Below are 19,390 nucleotides of genomic sequence, written 5' to 3'. Positions count from 1 at the left end.
CGTTTCTGCCTTCTGAAGTCTGAGGTGCAGCCCGCACCACCACGGGACACGGGGGATTTCCCCCGCACGGCCGGGGTGATGGCGCCATGGCTGCCACAGGCCCGCTTTCCGTACGTTTGACGAGGTCAGCGCAGATGCCGAGAAACCGGAGACATCATGCCCCAGGCGGTAGCAGCCACCGTTGCGGAACACATACGCGACGGATCGGAGAGTACGGGAAGCCCCCAGGCTCCCGGAAGCGATTTCGCTCCGCTCCTCAAGACCGTCAGGGGGCAGGGACTCCTGGAGCGGCGCACCGGTTGGTACACCGCCGGGATAGCGCTCAACATGGTCGCTCTCGGCGCCGTGATCACCGGCATGATCCTGCTCGGTGACACCTGGTGGAACCTCCTGCTCGCCCTGCCGCTCGCCATCCTGTGGACCCGCACGGCCTTCTACGGTCACGACGCGGGCCACGCCCAGATAACCGCCGGCCGCAAGGCGGGCCGGGTCGTCGGACTCGTGCACGCCAATCTGCTCCTCGGCATGAACGAAGCCTGGTGGAACGACAAGCACGTACGCCACCACGCCAACCCGAACCACGTGGACAAGGACCCGGACGTCGGTGTCGGCGCCCTGGTGTGGACCCAGAAGCAGGCCGCCCAGCGTGAGGGATTCGCCCGCTGGCTCACCCGCAACCAGGCACGGCTGTTCTTCCCGATGCTGCTCCTCGAAGGCATCGCCCTCAAGATCTACGGCTTCCAGTTCCTCCGGCGGCAGCCCGCCCGTGAGCGGGCACTGGCCGGCGTTCTGCTGGTCGGCCACCTCGCCCTGTACGCCGCGCTGCTCCTGACCGTCATGTCGCCCGGCAAGGCCCTCGTCTTCGCTCTCGTGCACCACGCGCTGTTCGGACTTCACCTGGGCATGGCCTTCGCCCCGAACCACAAGGGCATGGAGATGCCCGACCCCGACGGCGACCGCTGGGGTCATCTGCAGCGCCAGGTCCTCACCTCGCGCAACGTCCGGGGAGCCTTCCTCACCGACTGGCTCCTCGGCGGGCTCAACTACCAGATCGAGCACCACCTCTTCCCCAGCATGCCCCGCCCCCACCTGCGGCTGGCCCAGCCACTGGTGAAGGCGCACTGCGCGAGCATCGGGATGCCGTACGCCGAGACGGGCATCGTCGAGTCCTACCGACAGGCGCTGCGGCACATGCACGAGGTCGGCGAGCCGCTCCGGTAGCCCTGGCAGGACTCGTGCCGCACGGCCGGAACCGACGGGGGCGCGGAAGCGTTCACACATCAGGAGCGGCTCCGGCCGCGGAGGAGGCACGGATCATGTCGAACGGTGGAAAGATCGCCATCGGGGGAGTCGTCGCTGCAGTCGTCCTGATTCCGTTCATCGGATTCTGGTGGTCGCTGCTGGTCCTCATCGGCGTACCCGCGATCGGGTACCTGATGCTCGACCCGTCGCAGAGGCGCAGGCTCCGCAGGATCAGTCGTAAGGAGATAGGGCGCTGAACAGCACAGTCGCCGCGGTGAGCAGCAACGGCGTGTACTCCTTCACCAAGCCGAACAGGGACAGCGTCACGCTCCTGGCCGGACTCGGTGTGGAGGGTGACGTCCACGCGGGAGTCACGGTGAAGCACCGCTCGCGCGTGGCCCAGGACCCGACGCAGCCCAACCTGCGCCAGGTCCACCTCATCCACCAGGAGCTCTTCACCGAGCTCGGGCGGGCCGGATTCGACGTCTCCCCGGGGGACCTCGGGGAGAACATCACCACCGAGGGGATCGATCTCCTCGGCCTCCCCGCGGGCACCCTGCTGCACCTCGGTGCCGAGGCCGTCGTCGAGGTGACCGGTCTGAGGAACCCCTGTCTGCAGATCGACATCTTCCAGGACGGGCTACTCAAGCAGGTCGTCGGGCGGGCGGGCGACGGCACCGTCGTGCGCAAGGCCGGGATCATGGGCGTCGTCCGGACCGGCGGAGTCGTTCGGCCCGGTGACGTGATCAAGGCCGTGCTGCCCGCCGAGCCCCACCACCGCCTGGAGCGTGTGTAGTACCCACGGCTCGTGCCGTCCTGGCCGTGCGCGCACACCACACACGGTCAGGACGGACGGACCGCCAGTTCGTCGAGAGCTTTCAGCAGTCCCGGCAACTCCGGGCCGCGGCCCCACCGGAATGATCTCTCCCGGCTCCTCGTCCAGCAGCACGAAGGCGATGTCGTCGGTCCTGGCCACCAACGACCAGCCCGGCCCGTCGACCCGCAGCGTGCGCGCACCGCCCGGAGCGAACGCGGAGCGGATCCGGCCGGCGGGGGGCGGAGAGCCGATGTAGGCACCAGCCGCTTCGAGCGCCCTGCGTACGCCGGGGTGCTGACCAGATCCGGCGGACTCCGCCGTGTCTTCGCCGGCCGAACGTCCGTCGGTCCGGACCCCGGCACCGGAAGCGGGCTCCTCGGGCCGCTCCTCCGGCCGGCCGAACGCGGTCTCGTCGTCGATCTGTCCCCGCCAGGCCGCCCACTGCAGGGCGATCTCGTCCGCCCCGAGGCGCCGCTGCGGAGGCCCCCACACCTCGGTGTCCGGCGGTGTCAGCGGCGCCGGATCGTCGCCGTCGGGACCCGGCGACGGGTCGTGGGGCTCGGGGACACCGGGCGCGGCCACCGCCAGCGCGAGTGGCCATCCAGGAAGCGCGCAGACCACGGAGCGGTCATCGGGGGAGAGGTCGTACTCCATCCCGCAGTCCCACGAGGCGATGGCGACCGCCACCAGTGAGACGTCCTCGACCACCACGGTCCAGCGGGCACCCCCGCTGTCCTGGCCGAGCACCAGGCCGTACCCCTCGGCGTACGGCTCGAGACCGAGCGCGGCACACGCGGCCACGTAGTCGTCGCCGAGCACACTGGGGAATTGCGCGGGAGTCAGCAGCACCGCGGTCAGCACGAACAGTGCGTCGTCGTCGGCGGCCGTATCGTCCGTCCCAGCCACAGCACCCACCCTCATCCCTCATTCCTGATCGCTTGGTCCGTCGGCGCACCTTAACTACTCGGTAACCCTGTCGTCGAGGCCCTGACAAGCGAGGACGGTCCGGTGACCCGGGGGCGGGATACGCCGCCGGCGCGCGCCGGCGGCGCCCCTCGCACCGTGGTGGCCACGTGCCCGGCACCCCTAGGGTGGTGGCTCCGGCCGACGAGGGGGACAGCATGGTCCAGCGGTACGAACGTCTCAAGGAGATCCAGCGCCTGGATCCGGAGCGGGACTTCCTGGAGATCTACCGGCTCACCGTGACGTACGAGTTCCCCTGGGACATCACCCGCGCTCTCGAACTCGCCCTGTACCGCACCTACGCCGTCCCCAGCATCGGGCGACTCCTGGCGCAGACAGCCGAACTGACGGAACGTTCACAGAAGAGGTACGACGACACCGCACTTCTTCTCGACGCCGTCGTGGAGCACGGTTTCGACAGCGAACAGGGCCGTACGGCCGTCCGGCGGATCAACCGGATGCACCGCAGTTACGACATCAGCAACGACGACATGCGCTACGTGTTGTGCACATTCGTCGTCACCCCCAAGCGCTGGCTCGACACCTACGGCTGGCGCAAGCTGTCTAGCCACGAACTGCGTGCCTTCGCCGCGTACTACCGCACCCTCGGCGCACGCATGGGCATCCAGGACCTCCCGCAGACGTACGAGGACTTCGAACGCGTCCTGGACGCCTACGAGGACGAGCACTTCGGCTGGGACCAGGAAGCGCGCGCTGTCTCCGACGCCACCCTGGCGCTGATGGGCTCCTGGTACCCGCGCCCCCTCGCTTCCGTGGTGCGCGGAGCGAGCCTCGCCCTGCTCGACGACTCGCTGCTCCGGGCCTTCCGGTACAGCCGGCCGGGTCCGGTCGCCCGGGGGCTTACCCGCGGGGCCCTGCGCCTGAGGGCCCGTGCCGTGAGGCTCCTGCCACCGCGCTCCACGCCGCACCACGCGCGGCAGAACCCCGAGATCAAGGGCTATCCGGACGGATACGAGGTGGCCCGGCTCGGCACGTTCCCCACACCGGGCGTGCGCGGCTGCCCCGTGCGGCACGAGCGGCCCGGGAACACACCGGCCGAGTGAACCCGGGCGCCGGGCCCGCTCAGCCGGTCCGTACGGCCACGGCCAGGAACCGGCTGTCCTCATCCGTGTAGGCGTCCAGCCGCCAGCCGGCCTCCGCCAGCAGCGGTGTGAGACGTGGCTCCGCCCTGAGATCGTCGTCGGAGAGGGGCCGGCCGTGCCGTGCGGCCAGCGCGGCCCGTCCTATGGGGTGGAACAGGGCGAGCCGGCCGCCGGGGCGTACCACTCGGGCCAGTTCCAGCAGCCCCCGCCCCGGGTTCGGGAGATGCGAGACGAGCCCGGCGGCGAAGACGGCGTCGAGGGTCGCCGTACGCAGCGGAAGCCGCGCCGCATCCGTCATCAGCAGGGCGCCGCTCGCCGCTCTTCCCGCTCGCAGGGCCGCGTTCAGCATGTCGCGCGTCAGGTCCGCCCCGATCACCGTGCCCCCGGGGCCGACCGCCCCGCGCAGGGCCGGCAGCGCACGCCCGGTTCCGCAGCCCGCGTCGAGCACGCTGTGGCCGGGGCGCAGCCCGAGCTCCTGGACGGCCGCGGCGTAGGCGGGGCCGTCGTCGGGGAAACGGCTGTCCCAGTCCGCCGCCCGTGCGGCGAAGAAGTCCTGGACGTGTGTGTGGTCGTCGGCCATGAGGACATGATCGCGCAGTCCCCGGCCGAGCGGAACGACACGCGGGGGTACACGCGTTCGCGCGTGTACCGCGACGCACGTGACCGCGCCTCCGGGAAGGACGTTCTGATCCGCGTGGTCGAGTACGCCGGGCGGATGCGCACCGCGCGGTTCCTCGAATCCGTGGCCGAGGGGCGGGGCAGGCGGACGCGTCGTGAGCCGAGCGGCGGGCCCTGCCCGGAACGGAGTCCGGGCAGGGCGGGGGACAACCGATCGTGTACTTGACACCGGTCCTCGGCACGGGGCCGACCGTGGCGCGAAGCAACGCCCCCGGGGTGGGGAGGCGCTTGCCCGCAGCGGAACCGTACGGAAGGCTTGCGCGGAACGCGGGGAACTGATGAACGGGGAGGACGAGCACATGGCGCTGGACCGGGGACTTGACTGGCTCCTTGACGATCTCACCAGCCGGGTGGAGCACATCCGGCACGCGCTGGTGCTCTCGAACGACGGGCTGGTGACCGGGGCCAGCACAAGTCTGGCCCGTGAGGACGCGGAGCACCTGGCGGCGGTCTCGTCGGGCCTGCAGAGCCTGGCCCGTGGTTCCGGGCGTCACTTCGGGGCGGGCAAGGCGCGCCAGACCATGGTGGAGTTCGACGAGGCCCTGCTGTTCGTCACGGCGGCGGGTGACGGCAGCTGCCTGTGCGTACTGACCGCCGCCGAGGCCGACATCGGCCAGGTCGCGTACGAGATGACCCTGTTGGTCAATCGGGTCGGCGAGCACCTCGGAGTGACGGCACGACAGGGGGTCGACAGCATCGAACGCCCCTGACCTGCAATGTTGGTGGACATTCAGGAGTTGTCCACAGGTTGAAGCGTGTCATGCCTCCCGGAGCTACCGTGGTCACACAGAGTATTCGACCTCACGGGGGAGGAAGATCATGACGGTTACGGAAGCCGGCGGCGCGCTCGCCGCCGGTACGGCGACACCGGTGTCAGCGGTTCGCGCAGCTCGGGAACTGAGTCTGCGGCGTGGCGAGTTCGATCTCGCCGTCCATCTGGGGCTGATCGGTGCGGAGCCGTCGGTATGCGGGGCGAGGCCGCGAATCCGCGGGGAGGAGATCGGCCGGCTGCGTGCGCTGCCAGGGTTCCCCGAGTCCCTCCGGGATCAGGTTCGCACAGCGGGGACGGCGGAGGGCGCCACGCTGCTCGGAGTCAGCATCCCGCGCTTCACCGGCCTGGCGTCGGGTGCGTCTCACCGGTCGCGTTCTGTCTGAACCGCTACCGCACGGTGGTCTGGCTCTATCTGGTGGACGAACTCCTCGCCTTCGCCGCGCGGGAACCCCACCTCGTCGCGGGGAAGAGCCCTGTGGGCATGCGAACCATGCTGGAGGCCGGTACCGACCGTCGTGCGCGCAACTGGCGTTCACGCAGGGTCGACCGGCTGCTGAACCGCACGGATGACCCCTGGGCGCGCGCCGCCCTGCAGGCCACCGCTCTTGACCCGGTCCAGCTCGCGGAGGTGGTGGACGATCCTTACGAGCGCGCACACCTCGCCCGGATGGTGCCCGAATCAGCCTTCGGACGTCCGGGATCCGTGGCGGGGAGGGAGGCGATGGCGCGACTGGTACTGGCGGACGATCCGGATGAAATCCTCTGGCGGCGGGTGAATCTGACGCTGGAGCTGGAACAGGCGCGTGAGACCCGTAACGCTCCTCGGCCAGGGTACGACCCCGCGCTCCTGTCGCTTCAGGCCGCCCCGGTGCCGGCCCGGCCGCTGCCGGAGGCCATGGCGCGGGACGTGCCGATGCCGGTCGGTCTCGGGGCCGCGTCCCGGTGCCCGGGCCGAGTCTCGCGAAGCCCTACCACGCAACTCGGTGCCGGCCGGGGGCTGCTCGGCAGAATCGGACTGCGCGGGCCTGGTCGCGGAGCTCGGTAAAGCGATTGCGCGGGGCTGTCCGCCCCTGTCATCTTGGCCCCCATGTTGATCAGAGAAGCCACGGAGAAGGACTGGCCCTCCATCTGGCCGTTCTTCCATGCCATCGTCGCAGCCGGGGAGACCTTCACCTACCCGACGGAGCTCGCGGAGGACATGGCTCAGAGCTGGTGGCTCATCGAGGAACCGAACCGCACGGTTGTCGCGGTCGATGACGCCGGAACTGTCCTCGGCACGGCCAAGATGAACAGAAACCACATGGGCAACGGCTCGCACATCGCCAGTGCCAGCTACATGGTCGCCCCGGAGCACTCCGGCAGGGGCGTGGGTCGCGCCCTCTGCGCGTACACCGTCGACTGGGCGCGGAAGGCGGGATACCGCGCCATGCAGTTCAATGCCGTGGTGGAGACGAACGCGAACGCCGTGAAGCTGTACCGATCCCTGGGCTTCGAGATCATCGGGACTCTGCCCGAGGGGTTCAACCATCCTGAACACGGCTACGTGGGACTGCACATCATGTACAAGTCCCTCTGAAGCGCCCTCAGGTGCCACCGGGTTCCGTCGTGGGAACGGTGGCTTCCGGCCATCCTGTGGTGTCTGTGATGTCATAAGTAGCGGCGATCTGCGTGTGGTTGATGTGTGGCTGATGTGTGGGGCGGGTGCGCCTCCGGGGGCAGGGGGCAGTACTGTGCGCCCCACCGCCATCTCGGCGGTGTACTCATATGGAGGAAGAATCCATGACCATACCCAGGAGATCGTGGCGTGGCGCGGGAGCATTCGCGGCCGCCGCGGTTGTCGGCCTGGCCGGTGGGGTCATCTCCGCCGGTCCGGCCGCAGCTCACACCCCCACCTGGGCCGTGACCTGCTCCGAAGTGACGCTCAACCTGACGGCCTACTCGGACCGCGCCACCAACCAGGTGACCGTGTCCGTCGTGGGAGGCGAAGATGTGCTCGCCACCACCGACTTCGGCCGTAGCTACAGCACGAAGACCCCTCTCCAGCTCCCGAAGCACGACAAGGAGCTGCAGGTTCACCTCGTCGTCAAGGCCGGGGACGACGACAAGTACTCCTTCGAGCAGACGAAGACCGCTCCGGTGTGCGAGGACGACGACACCCCGTCGCCCACTCCGCCCCAGGAGACACCTTCGGAGACCCCGAGCACGGAGCCGCCCGCCTCGGAGACCCCTGAGCCGAGTGCGACGCCGAGCGAGACCGCCACGGAGGCCGCACCCGCCCCCGCGGAGTCGAGCAGCAGCGCGCCGGACCTGGCCGAGACCGGTTCGTCGTCCGCCACGCCCGTCATCGGTGGAGCCGCTCTCGCGGTTCTGCTGGCCGGCGGCGGCATCCTGTGGTCCGTCCGTAAGCGCCGCAGCGTGCAGCACTGACGCGTCCGAACCACTCCGGCACGACGGTCGTAGAACACCGGCAGGCCGGGCGGGGGTGTACCGCACCGACCACGGTGCGGTACACCCCCGCGGTGCTCCGCGCATCGGCTCCGTCCTGGTGGCTTCCCGACACGTCCCACCACGGCCACGGTCGCAGCCACTCGATCAGGTGCTGGGGCCGATCTCGCACCAGACGGCCTTGCCCTCCCCGCGGGGCTCGATCCCCCAGCGCTCCGCGACCGCGTCGAGGAGCAGCAGACCGCGCCCTGAGGTCGACGTCTCACCCGGGGTCCGGCGTCGCGGCCAGACACTCGAGCGGTCCTGGACCGACAGCCTGATGTGCCGAACGGGTTCCGGAAGCACCTCCAGAGTCAGGACCGCCCCGCCCTCCGTGTGGAGCAGCACGTTGACCAGGAGTTCCCCGGTGACGAGCTCGGCGTCGTCGGCCAAGCCCGCGAGGTCCCAGTCCGCGAGTGCCTGACGCACGATCGACCGGGCCTCCGAGAGCCCCTGAGGATCCGCCTGGTGGATGTACTGGTGCAGCCGGGGAGCCTGGGGTGAACCCAGGTCGGGGCTGCGCCGCAGGACCAGGAGCGCCACGTCGTCGCCCGAACCCCACCGCTCCCACAGCCGGTCCGACAGGTGGTCCGCCAGCGCCTCGGCTCCGTCGGGCCCTTCGCTCACCTCGTGGATCAGTGCGGCGACCCCCGCGTCGACGTCCGCACCCGGTTCCTCGACGAGACCGTCGGTGTAGAGGACGAAGGTTTCGCCCGGCACCAGGTCGAGACGGGTCTCCGGATACTCCTCGTCATGGAAGTCCGAGGAGATCCCGAGCGGCAGACCCCCACGGATCTGGGGGACACCGACCCGCCCGTCGGTGTGCCGGATCAGCGGTCCGAAGTGCCCGGCGCGAGCCACCCGCACCGCTCCCGTCGCAAGATCCACCTGCGCGTACGTCGTCGTCGCGAACCGGTCGGTGTCCAGCTCCGCGAGGAAGCGGGAGGCACGCGCCAGGACGGTGGCCGGGGGGTGCCCCTCGGCGGCGTAGGCGCGGAGGGCGATCCGCAGCTGGCCCATGATCGCCGCGGCGTGGGTGTCGTGTCCCTGCACGTCACCCACCACGACGCCGATACGGCCCCGGGGGAGCGTGATCACGTCGTACCAGTCGCCGCCGACCTCGCGCCCGCTCCACGCGGCGTGGTAGCGGACCGCGATCTCGCCGCCCTCGATCTCCTGGATCCGTCGGGGAAGCATGGCCGACTGCAGCCCTGTGGCGAATTCGCGCTCCTCGTCGAAGAGGATCGCCCGCTGCAGCGACTGGGCCACGATCGCTGCCAGGCCCAGACACAGGATCCGCTCGTCCGCACTGAACACCGTGCGTTCGCGGTAGAAGAGGGCGAGTCCGCCCAGTGAGCGTGCCTGCGCGATCAGCGGAAGGTACGCCACCGCGCGGAACTCCAGCTCCCCGATGTGCGGTGCGAGCACCGGATAGCGCCGTACGAGTGCCGCGAGCGAGGTGATGAACCGGGGACGCCCGCTGAGGATCGTGTCCCCGAGGGGGAGTGTGGCGTCCAGGTTCCCCGATCCCAGACCCTCCAGAACCTCCACCGAGTCACCGCTCAGCGCGATGATCTTGAGCGCGGAATTCTCCACCAGCCCCAGCGCGAGACCGTCGGCGCCGATCCCGACCAGGCCGCCCGGGCCCGTGAGCGCGGCGGTCACGTCGTCCACGGTCACCGCACGTGACAGCGCCGCGGTGGTGCGCTCGACGATGCTGGTCTGGCGCCGCCGCCGCTTCTCCAGATCCAGGACGAAGGCCGAATGGGTGACCTCGGCCGTCGCGTCCCGCACCACACCGATGACCCGGTGTGCCCGCCCGTCCTCGGACCGCAGGATCCGTGCCTGGACGTGCGTCCACTGGAGGGTCCCGTCCCGCAGAGGAACCTGGAAGTGGACGCTGTAGGAGCTGCTCCCGCCGGATATCGCCTCGTCGACAGCGGACTCCAGGCGCGCACGGTCCGCCTCGTCCAGCCGGTCGAAAACGGCCGAGGGCGAAACCTCGAACGTCGCGGGGTCGAGGCCGAGGACCATCAGCCCGGCGTCGTCGACGTCCACGGTCCTGGCGTCCAGATCCCACTCGAAACTGCCGGTCCGGTTCAGGGCGAGGCGCTCCGCGGTCCCGGTCTCACCGGCGCGTCGCCGTTCGAGCGGAAGCCGCGACGTCGCGTCGTCATCTGCTCGCCGTGAAGAGTCGGTCATGCGTGCTCCGGAGGTCGTCCGGCGGGGCTGCTGGACGTCGCGGCCCGTAGACCTCAATTGTCGAGCCCGCGATGCGGGAGTGCCACAGCGATATCGGCGGGAGACCCGGCGCCGGTGCCCTGCGGCGTCCGTCGCAGAATGGCACCGAGAGACCGTCCACGGCTGACCGGAGCGCACACATGAACGAGGACGAGCCCGTCCTGCTGCACACCGAGGGTCACATCCTGCACATCACCCTCAACCGACCGCGGGCGCTGAACGCACTGACCCACACCATGGTGCGCTGCATCGACGAGGCGCTCGTCCGGGCCGCCGCCGACGACACGGTCACCGCGGTCGTGATCGGCGGAGCCGGCGGCCGGGGCCTCTGCGCGGGTGGCGACATCCGCTCGATCTACGAGGACGCCCGGGCGGGCCGCAGCGCCTCCGTGGACTTCTGGCGCGACGAGTACCGGCTCAATGCGCGGATCGCCCGGTTCCCGAAGCCGTACGTGGCGCTCATGGACGGCATCGTGATGGGCGGCGGGGTGGGCGTGTCCGCCCATGGCGACGTGCGTGTCGTCACCGAGCGTTCACGCGTCGCGATGCCCGAGACCGGAATCGGCTTCGTCCCGGACGTAGGAGGGACCCACCTGCTGGCCGCGGCACCCGGCGAGCTCGGTACCCATCTCGCCCTCACCGGCCGGGCGGTCGGCGCTGCCGACGCCATCCTGTGCGGACTGGCCGACCACTTCGTCCCGTCGGACCACCTCACCGACCTCACCACGGAGCTCGCGGGGAGCGTGACATCCGCGGAGGTGGAGGAGACCGTACGACGGTACGCGACCACCGCACCGGAAGGAGAGCTCGCCGCACAGCGCACCTGGATCGACGGGTGCTACGCCGCCGACACCGTCGAGGAGATCATCGACCGTCTGTCGGACAGCGGGCTGACGGCGGCGAAGGAGGCAGCCGCCACCCTCCTCACGGTGTCACCGACCGCGCTCAAGGTCACTCTGGCCGCCGTCCGCCGGGCCGGGCGGCTCGGCAGCCTCGAAGCAGCCCTCGACCAGGAGTTCCGTGTGTCCTGCCGGGCCTTCGCCGGACACGACCTGGTGGAGGGCGTACGCGCCCGGATCATCGACAAGGACCGCACCCCCCGGTGGAGTCCGGCGGAGGTCCGTGAGGTGACCGCTGCCGAGGTCGCCCGGCACTTCGAGCCGCTCGGCGAGCAGGAACTGGGCCTCGCCGCGAGCTGATCCCCGGCCCGGAACGCAGGACGGGCGCGCCGGGCCCTCGGGGCCGGGCCGCCCGGAGGACACCGGCCCGGCCCTGAACCCGCCGGCCGTGCGGGCGGACGCCCCTGAGCCCGCCCCGCCCGCCCGCGTCCGGGGGAGCGGCCCGGAGGCCCGCCTACTCGCACGCCGTCAGGCGGTCAGGCGGTCGGCGGCCCGGTCCCAGTCCGTGGGATCCCCCTGTGGTGCGTAGTGGTGGAGCTCCTGGGTGCGGGCGACCAGCCTGCGCATGTCCGTCAGCCCGCCCACCAGCCCGTGGGCCCGTGCCTGGAGCAGTACGTTCCCGAGCGCGGTGGCCTCGGCGGGCCCCGCAGTGACCGGCAGACCGGTCGCGTCGGCGGTCCACTGGCACAGCAGCTCGTTGCGGGAGCCGCCACCGACCAGATGGATCCGCGTCAGCTCGCGACCCGTCAGCCCGGCGGCCTCGCGCAGCGTCCTGCGGTGCGCCAGCGCCAGACTCTCCAGCACGCACCGCACGTAGCCGCCGGGGCCGTCCGGCGTCGGCTGCCCGGTCCGGGTGAGAGCGGCGTCGATCCGGGACGGCATGTCGCCCGGCGCCAGGAACACGGGGTCGTCCGGGTCGATCACGGCGGCGAACGGCCGGGCCCGCGCCGCCTCCGCGAGCAGAGCCTCGAGACCGGTCGGCGTACCGTCACGCTCCCACGTACGACGGCACTCCTCCAGCAGCCACATCCCCATGATGTTGCGGAGATGGCGCACCGTGCCGTCCACACCGCGCTCGTTGGTGAAGTTCGCCGCCCTCGACTCCTCCGTCAGCACCGGCGCGTCCAGTTCCAGACCGGCCAACGACCAGGTGCCGCACGACACGTACGCGAACCCCGGTTCGGTCGCCGGGACCGCGGCCACAGCCGACGCGGTGTCGTGCGACGCGACCGTGGTCACCGGCGTGTCCGCCGCGAGACCGGTGAACGCCGCCACATGCGGAAGAAGGGTCCCCGCCCGCGCACCCGGCTCTCGCAGGGCGGGGAACAGGGAACGCTCCAGCCCCAACCGCCCCATCAGCGCGTCGGACCAGTCACCGGTGCGCGCGTCGAAGAGCCCCGTCGTCGAGGCGTTGGTCACTTCCGCCCCCACCGACCCCGTCAGCCAGTACACCAGCAGATCGGGCATCAGCAGCAGGGTCCGGGCCGCGGGCCACTGAGCGGTGGAACGGTGGGCCTCCAGCTGGAAGACCGTGTTGAACGGCAGATGCTGCAGCCCGCCGACGCCGTACAGCTCCTGCGCGTCGCAGCGGGCCAGGACCTCCTCGGCAGCGGCGACGTTTCGCCCGTCGCGGTAGTGGAACGGAAGCCCGAGGAGCGACCCGTCGGAATCCAGGAGGCCGTAGTCCACGGCCCAGGTGTCGATGCCCACCGACGTCACCGGGCCGCCTCGCGCCGCCGCGCGCAGCCCGTCCAGCATGCCCTGGTAGAGGGCGAGTACGTCCCAGTGGAGCCCGCCGGGGAGCCGGACCGGGGTATTCGCGAAGCGGTGCGCCTCGGCCAGCACCAGGTCGTCGGGGCCGACCCTCCCGGTGATCACCCGGCCGCTGGTGGCGCCCAGGTCCACCGCGGCGAACACCGGGTCGTGTCGTGAAGTCGCAGGCATGGAAACTCTCATCCGATCCGGGCGGAGCCGCGCCCCGGCAACTCGTGGAACGACGTCCGGGGCGCGGCACGGTGGTACGGGCTCAGCGAAGGAACGCCGCTGCCACACCGGCGTCGACGGGGACGTGGAGGCCGGTGGTGTGGGTGAGGTCCCCACCGGTCAGAGCGAAGACGGCGTTGGCGACGTGCTCCGGGAGCACCTCGCGCTTGAGGATCGTCCGCTGGGCGTAGAACTCGCCCAGCTTCTCCTCCTCGATGCCGTAGGTCGCCGCGCGCTGCGCACCCCAGCCCGCCGCGAAGATGCCGGAGCCGCGTACGACCCCGTCCGGATTGACCCCGTTGACCCTGATCCCGTGCTCACCCAGCTCGGCCGCGAGGAGGCGTACCTGGTGGGCCTGGTCCGCCTTGGTCGCCGAGTAGGCGATGTTGTTCGGGCCGGCGAACACGGCGTTCTTGGAGGCGATGTAGACGATGTCGCCGCCCAGGCCCTGCGCCCGCATCATCCGGGCCGCCTCGCGTGAGACCAGGAACGAACCGCGCGCCATGATGTCGTGCTGGAGGTCCCAGTCCCGTGCCGAAGTCTCCAGCAGGGGCTTGGAGATGGAGATCCCGGCGTTGTTCACGACGAGGTCCACGCCTCCGAAGGCGAGCGCGGCGGCCTTGAACGCCTCGACGATCTGTTCCTCGGACGTGACGTCGACCGTCACCGCGACGGCCTTGTCCGGGCCGCCGAGCTCCTCGGCGACAGCCACCGCGTTCTCCGCGTTCAGGTCCGCGACGACGACACACGCGCCCTCCCCGACGAGGCGGTGCGCGATGGCCTTGCCGATGCCCGACCCGGCACCGGTGACGAGCGCGACCCGCGTGGCCAGTGCCTTCTGCTTCGGCATCCGCCGGAGCTTGGCCTCCTCCAGCTCCCAGTACTCGATGCGGAACTTCTCGGACTCCTCGATCGGGGCGTACGTGGACACCGCCTCGGCTCCGCGCATCACGTTGATCGCGTTGAGGTAGAACTCCCCGGCGACACGGGCGGTCTGCTTGTCCTTGCCGAACGAGAACATGCCGACCCCCGGCACCAGCACGATCGCCGGGTCCGCTCCGCGCATCGCCGGTGAGTCCGGTGTCGCATGGCGCCCGTAGTACGCGCGGTACGCCTCCCGGTACTCCTCGTGCAGCACCCCGAGCCGGGCCACGGCCTCCTCCAGCGGTGCGCCGGCCGGCAGGTCGAGGACCAGGGGGCTGACCTTCGTCCGGAGGAAGTGGTCGGGACAGGACGTGCCGAGCGCGGCGAGTCGGGGGTGCTCGGCACGCGAGAGGAAGTCCAGTACGGGGGACGCGTCGGTGAAGTGCCCCACCTGCGGGCGGTCCGTGGACGCGAGACCGCGGATCACCGGGGCGAGAGCGGCGGCCCGCTCCCGGCGTGCCTCCCGGTCGAGGGCCTCCCGGCCCGGGAGAACGGCGCCGAAGGGCTCGGCTCTTCCGTGCTCCTCCAGGAACGTCTCCGCGGTGCGGATCATCCAGAGGGCGTTGCGCTCGCACTCCTCGGAGGTGTCGCCCCACGCGGTGATGCCGTGACCGCCGAGGATCACGCCGACCGCCTGGGGGTTGGCCTCCTTGACCGCCGCGATGTCGAGTCCCAGCTGGAAGCCGGGCCGCCGCCAGCCGACCCAGGCGACCTTGTCACCGAAGCACTCGGCGGTCAGCTTCTCGCCGTCGGCCGCGCACGCCAGCGCGATCCCCGAGTCCGGGTGCAGATGGTCGACGTGCGCTGCCTCCACGAGCGCGTGCATCGCGGTGTCGATCGACGGGGCCGCGCCCCCCTTGCCGTGCAGGCAGTAGTCGAAGGCGGAGACCATCTCGTCCTCGCGCTCCACCCCCGGGTACACGTCCTTGAGCGCCCGCACCCGGTCCAGCCGGAGCACGGCGAGACCGGCCTCGGTCAGCGTGCCGAGGTCGCCGCCCGAGCCCTTGACCCAGAGGAGTTCGGCCTCGCCACCGGTTACCGGGTCGGCCGCCGTCGCCTTGGCCGAGGTGTTGCCACCGGCGTAGTTGGTGTTGCGGGGGTCGGAGCCGATCCGGTGGGCGCGCTCCAGGAGCGCGGCGACTTCGGCGTGCGTCGCGGACGTCATGAGGGTTCCTTCGGGAAGAGGGTGACGGGCGGGTGCGGCTGGACGGAGGGGGGAGCGGGGCTCAGGCGCCCCAGCCCGCCTGCTCCCCGCCGACGCGGTCGGCGGCGATGCGCTCCTGGTTGCCGGAGGTCAGGTAGGCCGCGAACGGGTCGCGGGCCAGGCCGAGTTCCTCGCGGACCTCGGCGAGCAGCGGCCGTACGTCCGTGTTGAACGCGTCCATCAGTACGCCGTTGGCAGCGAGGACGTCTCCGGAGCGCTGGGCCTCTGAGAGCGCCTCGGCGTCGATCAGCAGCGCCTTGGCGGTCGCTTCCTGGACGTTCATGACCGAGCGGATGACGGCCGGGATCTTCGCCTCGATGTTGTGGCACTGGTCGAGCATGAAGTTGACGTTGGTCTCGGCCTCCAGACCACCGTTCCTGACCACTTCATGCATGATCCGGAACAGCTGGAACGGGTCGGCCGCCCCCGCCATCAGGTCGTCGTCCGCGTAGAAGCGGGAGTTGAAGTCGAACGCGCCGAGCTTCCCCTCGTGCAGGAGGAAGGCCACGATGAACTCGATGTTGGTGCCCGGTGCGTGATGGCCGGTGTCGACGACGACCTGCGCCTTCGGGCCCAGCTTGAGGCAGTGGGCGTACGCGGTGCCCCAGTCCGGGACGTCGGTGGTGTAGAAGGCGGGCTCGAAGAGCTTGTACTCCAGCAGCATCCGCTGGTCGTCGCCGAGCCGCTCGTAGACCTCGGCCAGTGCATCGGCCAAACGGTCCTGGCGGCCCGCGATGTCGTCCTGGCCCGGGTAGTTGGTGCCGTCCGAGAACCACAGCTTGAGGTCGGGAGAGCCGGTGGCGTCCATGATGTCCACGCACTCGAGCAGATGGTCCGTGGCCTTGCGGCGGACCTTCGGATCCGGGTGGGTGACCGAGCCCAGTCTGAAGGCGTCGTCCTGGAAGACATTGGAGTTGATCGCACCGATGCGCAGCCCGTGCTCCTCCGCGTACCGGGTCAGCGCCGCGTAGTCCTCCACCCTGTCCCACGGAATGTGCAGCGAGACCTTGGGCGCGACCCCGGTGTGGGCGTGCACCTGCGCCGCGTCCGCCAGCTTCTCGAACGGGTCGCGCGGGACACCGGGCTGGGCGAAGACCTTGAAGCGGGTCCCGGAGTTGCCGTAACCCCAGGAGGGCGTCTCGATGACCTGAGACTTCAGAGCTGCCTTGACGGCCGACACATCAGACATGAACACCTCGTAAGCAGAGTCATCCGGCGACCGGTCAGGATCGGGATGTGAATCGTTTCATCCGGAACGTACGCTAAGTTTGGGCACTGCTGCTCGTCAAGCGGCCGGTCAGGTTTCTTCGCCGTTTGAATCAATTCATCGCGCTCCGGCGGGCGGCTTCAGGTCGTTTTCCCCTGTTGACAGGTGACCAAAAGGTCACATATTTTTGCCCTATGGACGCTGTGTTCAAAGCTCTGGCCGATCCGACACGACGCGGCCTGCTCGACGAGCTGTTCCGTGACGACGGGCAGACACTGGGGGCGTTGGAGTCCCGCTTCGAGATCACACGGTTCGCAGTCATGAAGCACCTCAAGCTGCTGGAGGCGGCGGGGCTGGTCGTCACACGACGGCGGGGGCGGGAGAAGCTCCACTTCCTGAACCCGGTGCCCATCCGGCTCGTCCACGACCGGTGGGTGAGCAAGTACGCCGAGCCCTGGGCGGCCGGTCTCAGTGACCTCAAGAGCCGACTGGAGAATCCGATGGAGAAGGTCTTCGAGATCTACATCCGCACCACTCCCGAGCGTCTCTGGGAGGCGATCACCGACCCTGAGATCAGAAGCAAGTACAACTTCGGCGCCCGCGTCGTCTCGGACTGGGCCGAGGGCTCACGCTTCGAGATGGGTGCTCCCGGTGCTCCCGGCCCGCTGGGTGAGGGGCAGAACCTGGAGGTCGATCCGCCGCGCAGGCTCGTGCAGAGCATGGTGGCCCTCTGGAGCGACGAGGTGAGGGACGAGGGCGCGACCCGTATCACCTGGGAGATCGAGCCAGTCGGAGATTCCTGCCGGCTGACCGTCACTCACGACGAGCTCCGCGACGGCGCCAACGAGGAGCTGTACGGCGGATGGCCGATGATCCTCTCCGGTCTGAAGACCTGGCTGGAGACCGGGGAGCTCCTCACTACCCCCGGCTCCCTCATGTACGGCAGCGATCAGTAACCGGCCGACCGAGCCGGTGGGCGCCCCGAGGGCGCCCACCGCGCCGCGCCGACAGGCTGCCGCTCCCGCGGGTGGGGTGTGGGCCCCGGCGGGTGACCGGAGGCTCCGGTGTGCGGAACCGTCAGTGATCGGAACCCGTCAGGCTCGGCTGAAGCTCCCGTACGAGAGCGAAAAGCCTGTCCTCGTTCCCCGCCAGGCCGGCGCCCCGCAGGGCCTCGTCCGCCTCCTCGATCGGTGAGGCGAGCAGCGGCATGTACAGCGGGGCGTCGGCCGGGTCGGCGAGGGCGGCACGGGTGGCGGCCAGTAAACGGATGTACGCCTGCGCCGCGGCGATTTCGGCTTGGTGCATCTGGGCATCTCCCGGTCAGAGGTGTCGGACCGTCAAGCATCGCCCATGGGTCTGACAGTGCGCGTGTGCCCGGTGTCACCCGGAGTCCTGACTCCCCTCGGGCCCTGCCTCCGTCCGCGTGACCAGAGGTCAGGAACGGGCTCCGGGAGGTGCCTCCACCTCGAGGAAGCGTCGTCGGCGCGGTCCGCGGTACAGCAGAGCCGTCCAGCCAAGCCGCCGCAGGGTGGTGACGCACCGGGCCAGCGCCTCCTCCTCGTCGTGTGCCGCTCCACTGCCCGGTGGGCCGGTCCACTCGACCCGCACCGAGCCCGGTGCCTCGCCGTCACACACGCGATAGCCCGTGATGACACGTTCCCCTGACGCGCCGACCGCCGAAGCGGGTATCCCCGCGGCCTCCAACGCCAGCGCCACGGCCCGGAGGGGCCGGTTGAGCTCCCACGGAGCCGGGACCCCCTCCGGATCCGCGTGGTCCGCGCCGGTCAGCCGTCTGATCTGGAGCATCCCTTCGAAAGCGGTCCGCACCTCCGCGATGCGCACTTCGGTGCCTTCCGAGAACTCGGGACCGTCGCCGGTCGCGGGCTCGAACCCTCTCTCCTGCGGCATGCTCACTACTGCCCCCTTCGCCCGTGCCGAGCTCCGCGGGCAAGTGTGCGCCCGACCACTGACAGGCGCCGCCCCCGGCCGTTTTCAGGGGCGTCGTGGCCGGAGAGCCGCCCGGCGCGGGATGCGCCCGCAGTCCGCTTCCACGCGCCACGCCACCGGCTGCCTCGGGCGAGGTGGTGCCCACGGCCGCGCACTGACCGCCCAGCACGGCGAGCCCGGCGCGACCGAGCATTCCGGCACCTTCCCGGGACTCGGCCGGCCGGGCTCCGGCCGGTCCGCGACACGCCCGGTGACGGTCACGTCGGACCGATCCGGGCGCCGGCGCGCGCCAGGAGCGCAACGAGCCCACGGCCTTACGCCTCACCCGTGACGCAGCCCGTCCCCCACGCGGCCGTCCGCCGATCCGTCCTGCTCCAGAACCGCTTTGAGACGCTCCAGCGTCGTGCGGATGTTGCCGCGCTGGAATTCGGCGAACGTATGCCCCCGCGTCGCGACCCGGTCGAAGGCGTTGGCGAGGAAGTCGGGCCACGACCGCCGGTTGTCCGTCCACGTCTCCGTGACACGCGTGCAGCCGTCGACCGACTCGAACCGGTACTCCCACAACGCGATCGCCCCGGGCAGGAGCGGCCGGCGCGCCCCGATGGCGTGCACGCGAAAGGCGAAGCGCTCGCCCGGATCGGCGGCCGTCACCGTGCACTTCGTCGTCCACCGGAAGGAGCCGCGCCTGTTGCGCCCCTCGAAGACCATGCCGACATGGGCGCCCCGGTGTTCCCCGAGCACCCTCGCACCCCTGTTCTCCGGGCTCCAGCGTCCCATCGCGGTGGGATCGCTCAGCTCCGCGTACACGGCCGACGGCGCCATGCGGATCAGGATGCTGTCCGAAACGGACATCGTGCGAGCCATGAGAGCTCTCCTTGCCCCGGCCGGCCGGGGCGACTCCCGCAAGCCGGGCGGATCATCTGCGA

17 protein-coding genes and 3 pseudogenes are annotated in these 19,390 nt (G+C 70.5%); 11 read left to right on the top strand and 9 right to left on the bottom strand.

The annotated features are described in order from the left end of the window. The first annotated feature begins 156 nt into the window (after positions 1–156). From LWJ43_RS01240 to LWJ43_RS01230, 3 genes are all read left to right on the top strand, one after another. A complete protein-coding gene (locus LWJ43_RS01240; RefSeq protein ID WP_277330381.1) occupies positions 157–1,221 on the top strand; it encodes a fatty acid desaturase family protein in 1,065 nt (354 codons plus the stop codon). A gap of 95 nt (positions 1,222–1,316) precedes the next feature. Next, entirely contained in the window at positions 1,317–1,499 is a 183-nt protein-coding gene (locus LWJ43_RS01235) for a hypothetical protein (RefSeq protein WP_277330380.1), read from the top strand. Further along, complete coding sequence (locus LWJ43_RS01230) at positions 1,496–2,038, top strand: MOSC domain-containing protein (RefSeq protein WP_277335780.1); 543 nt, start codon at positions 1,496–1,498, stop codon at positions 2,036–2,038. Before LWJ43_RS01235 ends, LWJ43_RS01230 begins: the two co-directional genes overlap by 4 nt. A gap of 47 nt (positions 2,039–2,085) precedes the next feature. On the opposite strand, the pseudogene LWJ43_RS01225 reads toward LWJ43_RS01230, so the two are convergent. After that, positions 2,086–2,965 (bottom strand): annotated as a pseudogene (locus LWJ43_RS01225) (hypothetical protein). Positions 2,966–3,180: 215 nt separating this feature from the next. Between LWJ43_RS01225 and LWJ43_RS01220 the strand changes: the two are divergent. Beyond that, positions 3,181–4,086 (top strand): oxygenase MpaB family protein, encoded by a 906-nt coding sequence (locus LWJ43_RS01220; protein WP_277335779.1) that lies wholly within the window; start codon positions 3,181–3,183, stop codon positions 4,084–4,086. A 19-nt stretch (positions 4,087–4,105) separates the two neighbouring features. On the opposite strand, the gene LWJ43_RS01215 is transcribed toward LWJ43_RS01220, so the two are convergent. Continuing rightward, the gene (locus LWJ43_RS01215; protein WP_277330379.1) at positions 4,106–4,705 is read right to left on the bottom strand and encodes a class I SAM-dependent methyltransferase; all 600 of its coding nucleotides are present in this window, start codon (positions 4,703–4,705) and stop codon (positions 4,106–4,108) included. A gap of 72 nt (positions 4,706–4,777) precedes the next feature. Here LWJ43_RS01215 and LWJ43_RS32990 point away from each other — a divergent pair. The 5 genes and pseudogenes from LWJ43_RS32990 to LWJ43_RS01190 form a co-directional block, all read left to right on the top strand. After that, positions 4,778–4,969 (top strand): annotated as a pseudogene (locus tag LWJ43_RS32990) (hypothetical protein); the annotation flags it as partial. A gap of 133 nt (positions 4,970–5,102) precedes the next feature. Beyond that, positions 5,103–5,513: a roadblock/LC7 domain-containing protein gene (locus tag LWJ43_RS01205; RefSeq protein WP_277335778.1), complete on the top strand. Its 411-nt coding sequence runs from the start codon at positions 5,103–5,105 to the stop codon at positions 5,511–5,513. Positions 5,514–5,622: 109 nt separating this feature from the next. Continuing rightward, positions 5,623–6,620: pseudogene (locus tag LWJ43_RS01200) on the top strand (DUF6397 family protein). A gap of 42 nt (positions 6,621–6,662) precedes the next feature. Next, positions 6,663–7,151 (top strand): GNAT family N-acetyltransferase, encoded by a 489-nt coding sequence (locus LWJ43_RS01195; RefSeq protein WP_277330378.1) that lies wholly within the window; start codon positions 6,663–6,665, stop codon positions 7,149–7,151. Positions 7,152–7,354: 203 nt separating this feature from the next. Continuing rightward, positions 7,355–8,002 (top strand): LAETG motif-containing sortase-dependent surface protein, encoded by a 648-nt coding sequence (locus LWJ43_RS01190; RefSeq protein WP_277330377.1) that lies wholly within the window; start codon positions 7,355–7,357, stop codon positions 8,000–8,002. Positions 8,003–8,167: 165 nt separating this feature from the next. Here the strand turns inward: LWJ43_RS01190 and LWJ43_RS01185 are convergent, their stop codons facing one another. Then, positions 8,168–10,261 carry a SpoIIE family protein phosphatase gene (locus tag LWJ43_RS01185; RefSeq protein ID WP_277330376.1) on the bottom strand — a complete coding sequence of 698 codons (2,094 nt, stop codon included), beginning with the start codon at positions 10,259–10,261 and terminating at the stop codon, positions 8,168–8,170. A gap of 179 nt (positions 10,262–10,440) precedes the next feature. Between LWJ43_RS01185 and LWJ43_RS01180 the strand changes: the two genes are divergently transcribed. Next, positions 10,441–11,499 carry an enoyl-CoA hydratase/isomerase family protein gene (locus LWJ43_RS01180; RefSeq protein WP_277330375.1) on the top strand — a complete coding sequence of 353 codons (1,059 nt, stop codon included), beginning with the start codon at positions 10,441–10,443 and terminating at the stop codon, positions 11,497–11,499. A gap of 168 nt (positions 11,500–11,667) precedes the next feature. Here LWJ43_RS01180 and LWJ43_RS01175 read toward each other — a convergent pair whose 3' ends face one another. The 3 genes from LWJ43_RS01175 to rhaI all read right to left on the bottom strand — a co-directional run bounded on the left by LWJ43_RS01175 (position 11,668) and on the right by rhaI (position 16,499). Continuing rightward, a complete protein-coding gene (locus LWJ43_RS01175) occupies positions 11,668–13,143 on the bottom strand; it encodes a rhamnulokinase (RefSeq protein WP_277330374.1) in 1,476 nt (491 codons plus the stop codon). Between the two features lie 82 nt (positions 13,144–13,225). Then, entirely contained in the window at positions 13,226–15,271 is a 2,046-nt protein-coding gene (locus LWJ43_RS01170) for a bifunctional aldolase/short-chain dehydrogenase (protein ID WP_277330373.1), read from the bottom strand. A gap of 61 nt (positions 15,272–15,332) precedes the next feature. Beyond that, on the bottom strand, positions 15,333–16,499 hold the full coding sequence (rhaI, locus tag LWJ43_RS01165) for an L-rhamnose isomerase (RefSeq protein WP_277330372.1): 1,167 nt from the start codon (positions 16,497–16,499) through the stop codon (positions 15,333–15,335). A 212-nt stretch (positions 16,500–16,711) separates the two neighbouring features. On the opposite strand from rhaI, the gene LWJ43_RS01160 reads away from it, so the two are divergent. Further along, positions 16,712–17,473, top strand: coding sequence for an ArsR/SmtB family transcription factor (locus LWJ43_RS01160; RefSeq protein WP_277330371.1), 762 nt, complete (start codon positions 16,712–16,714; stop codon positions 17,471–17,473). A gap of 121 nt (positions 17,474–17,594) precedes the next feature. Here the strand turns inward: LWJ43_RS01160 and LWJ43_RS01155 are convergent, their stop codons facing one another. The 3 genes from LWJ43_RS01155 to LWJ43_RS01145 all read right to left on the bottom strand — a co-directional run bounded on the left by LWJ43_RS01155 (position 17,595) and on the right by LWJ43_RS01145 (position 19,328). Then, on the bottom strand, positions 17,595–17,822 hold the full coding sequence (locus tag LWJ43_RS01155; protein WP_277330370.1) for a hypothetical protein: 228 nt from the start codon (positions 17,820–17,822) through the stop codon (positions 17,595–17,597). Positions 17,823–17,951: 129 nt separating this feature from the next. Next, positions 17,952–18,425 carry a hypothetical protein gene (locus LWJ43_RS01150; protein WP_277335777.1) on the bottom strand — a complete coding sequence of 158 codons (474 nt, stop codon included), beginning with the start codon at positions 18,423–18,425 and terminating at the stop codon, positions 17,952–17,954. A 360-nt stretch (positions 18,426–18,785) separates the two neighbouring features. Next, positions 18,786–19,328: an SRPBCC family protein gene (locus LWJ43_RS01145; RefSeq protein ID WP_277330369.1), complete on the bottom strand. Its 543-nt coding sequence runs from the start codon at positions 19,326–19,328 to the stop codon at positions 18,786–18,788. Positions 19,329–19,390: the final 62 nt, after the last annotated feature.

Origin of the sequence: Streptomyces sp. JH34, assembly GCF_029428875.1 — a bacterium.
In the GTDB taxonomy this organism is placed as follows: Bacteria; Actinomycetota; Actinomycetes; order Streptomycetales; family Streptomycetaceae; genus Streptomyces.
This window is presented reverse-complemented; position numbering and strand designations above follow the sequence as displayed.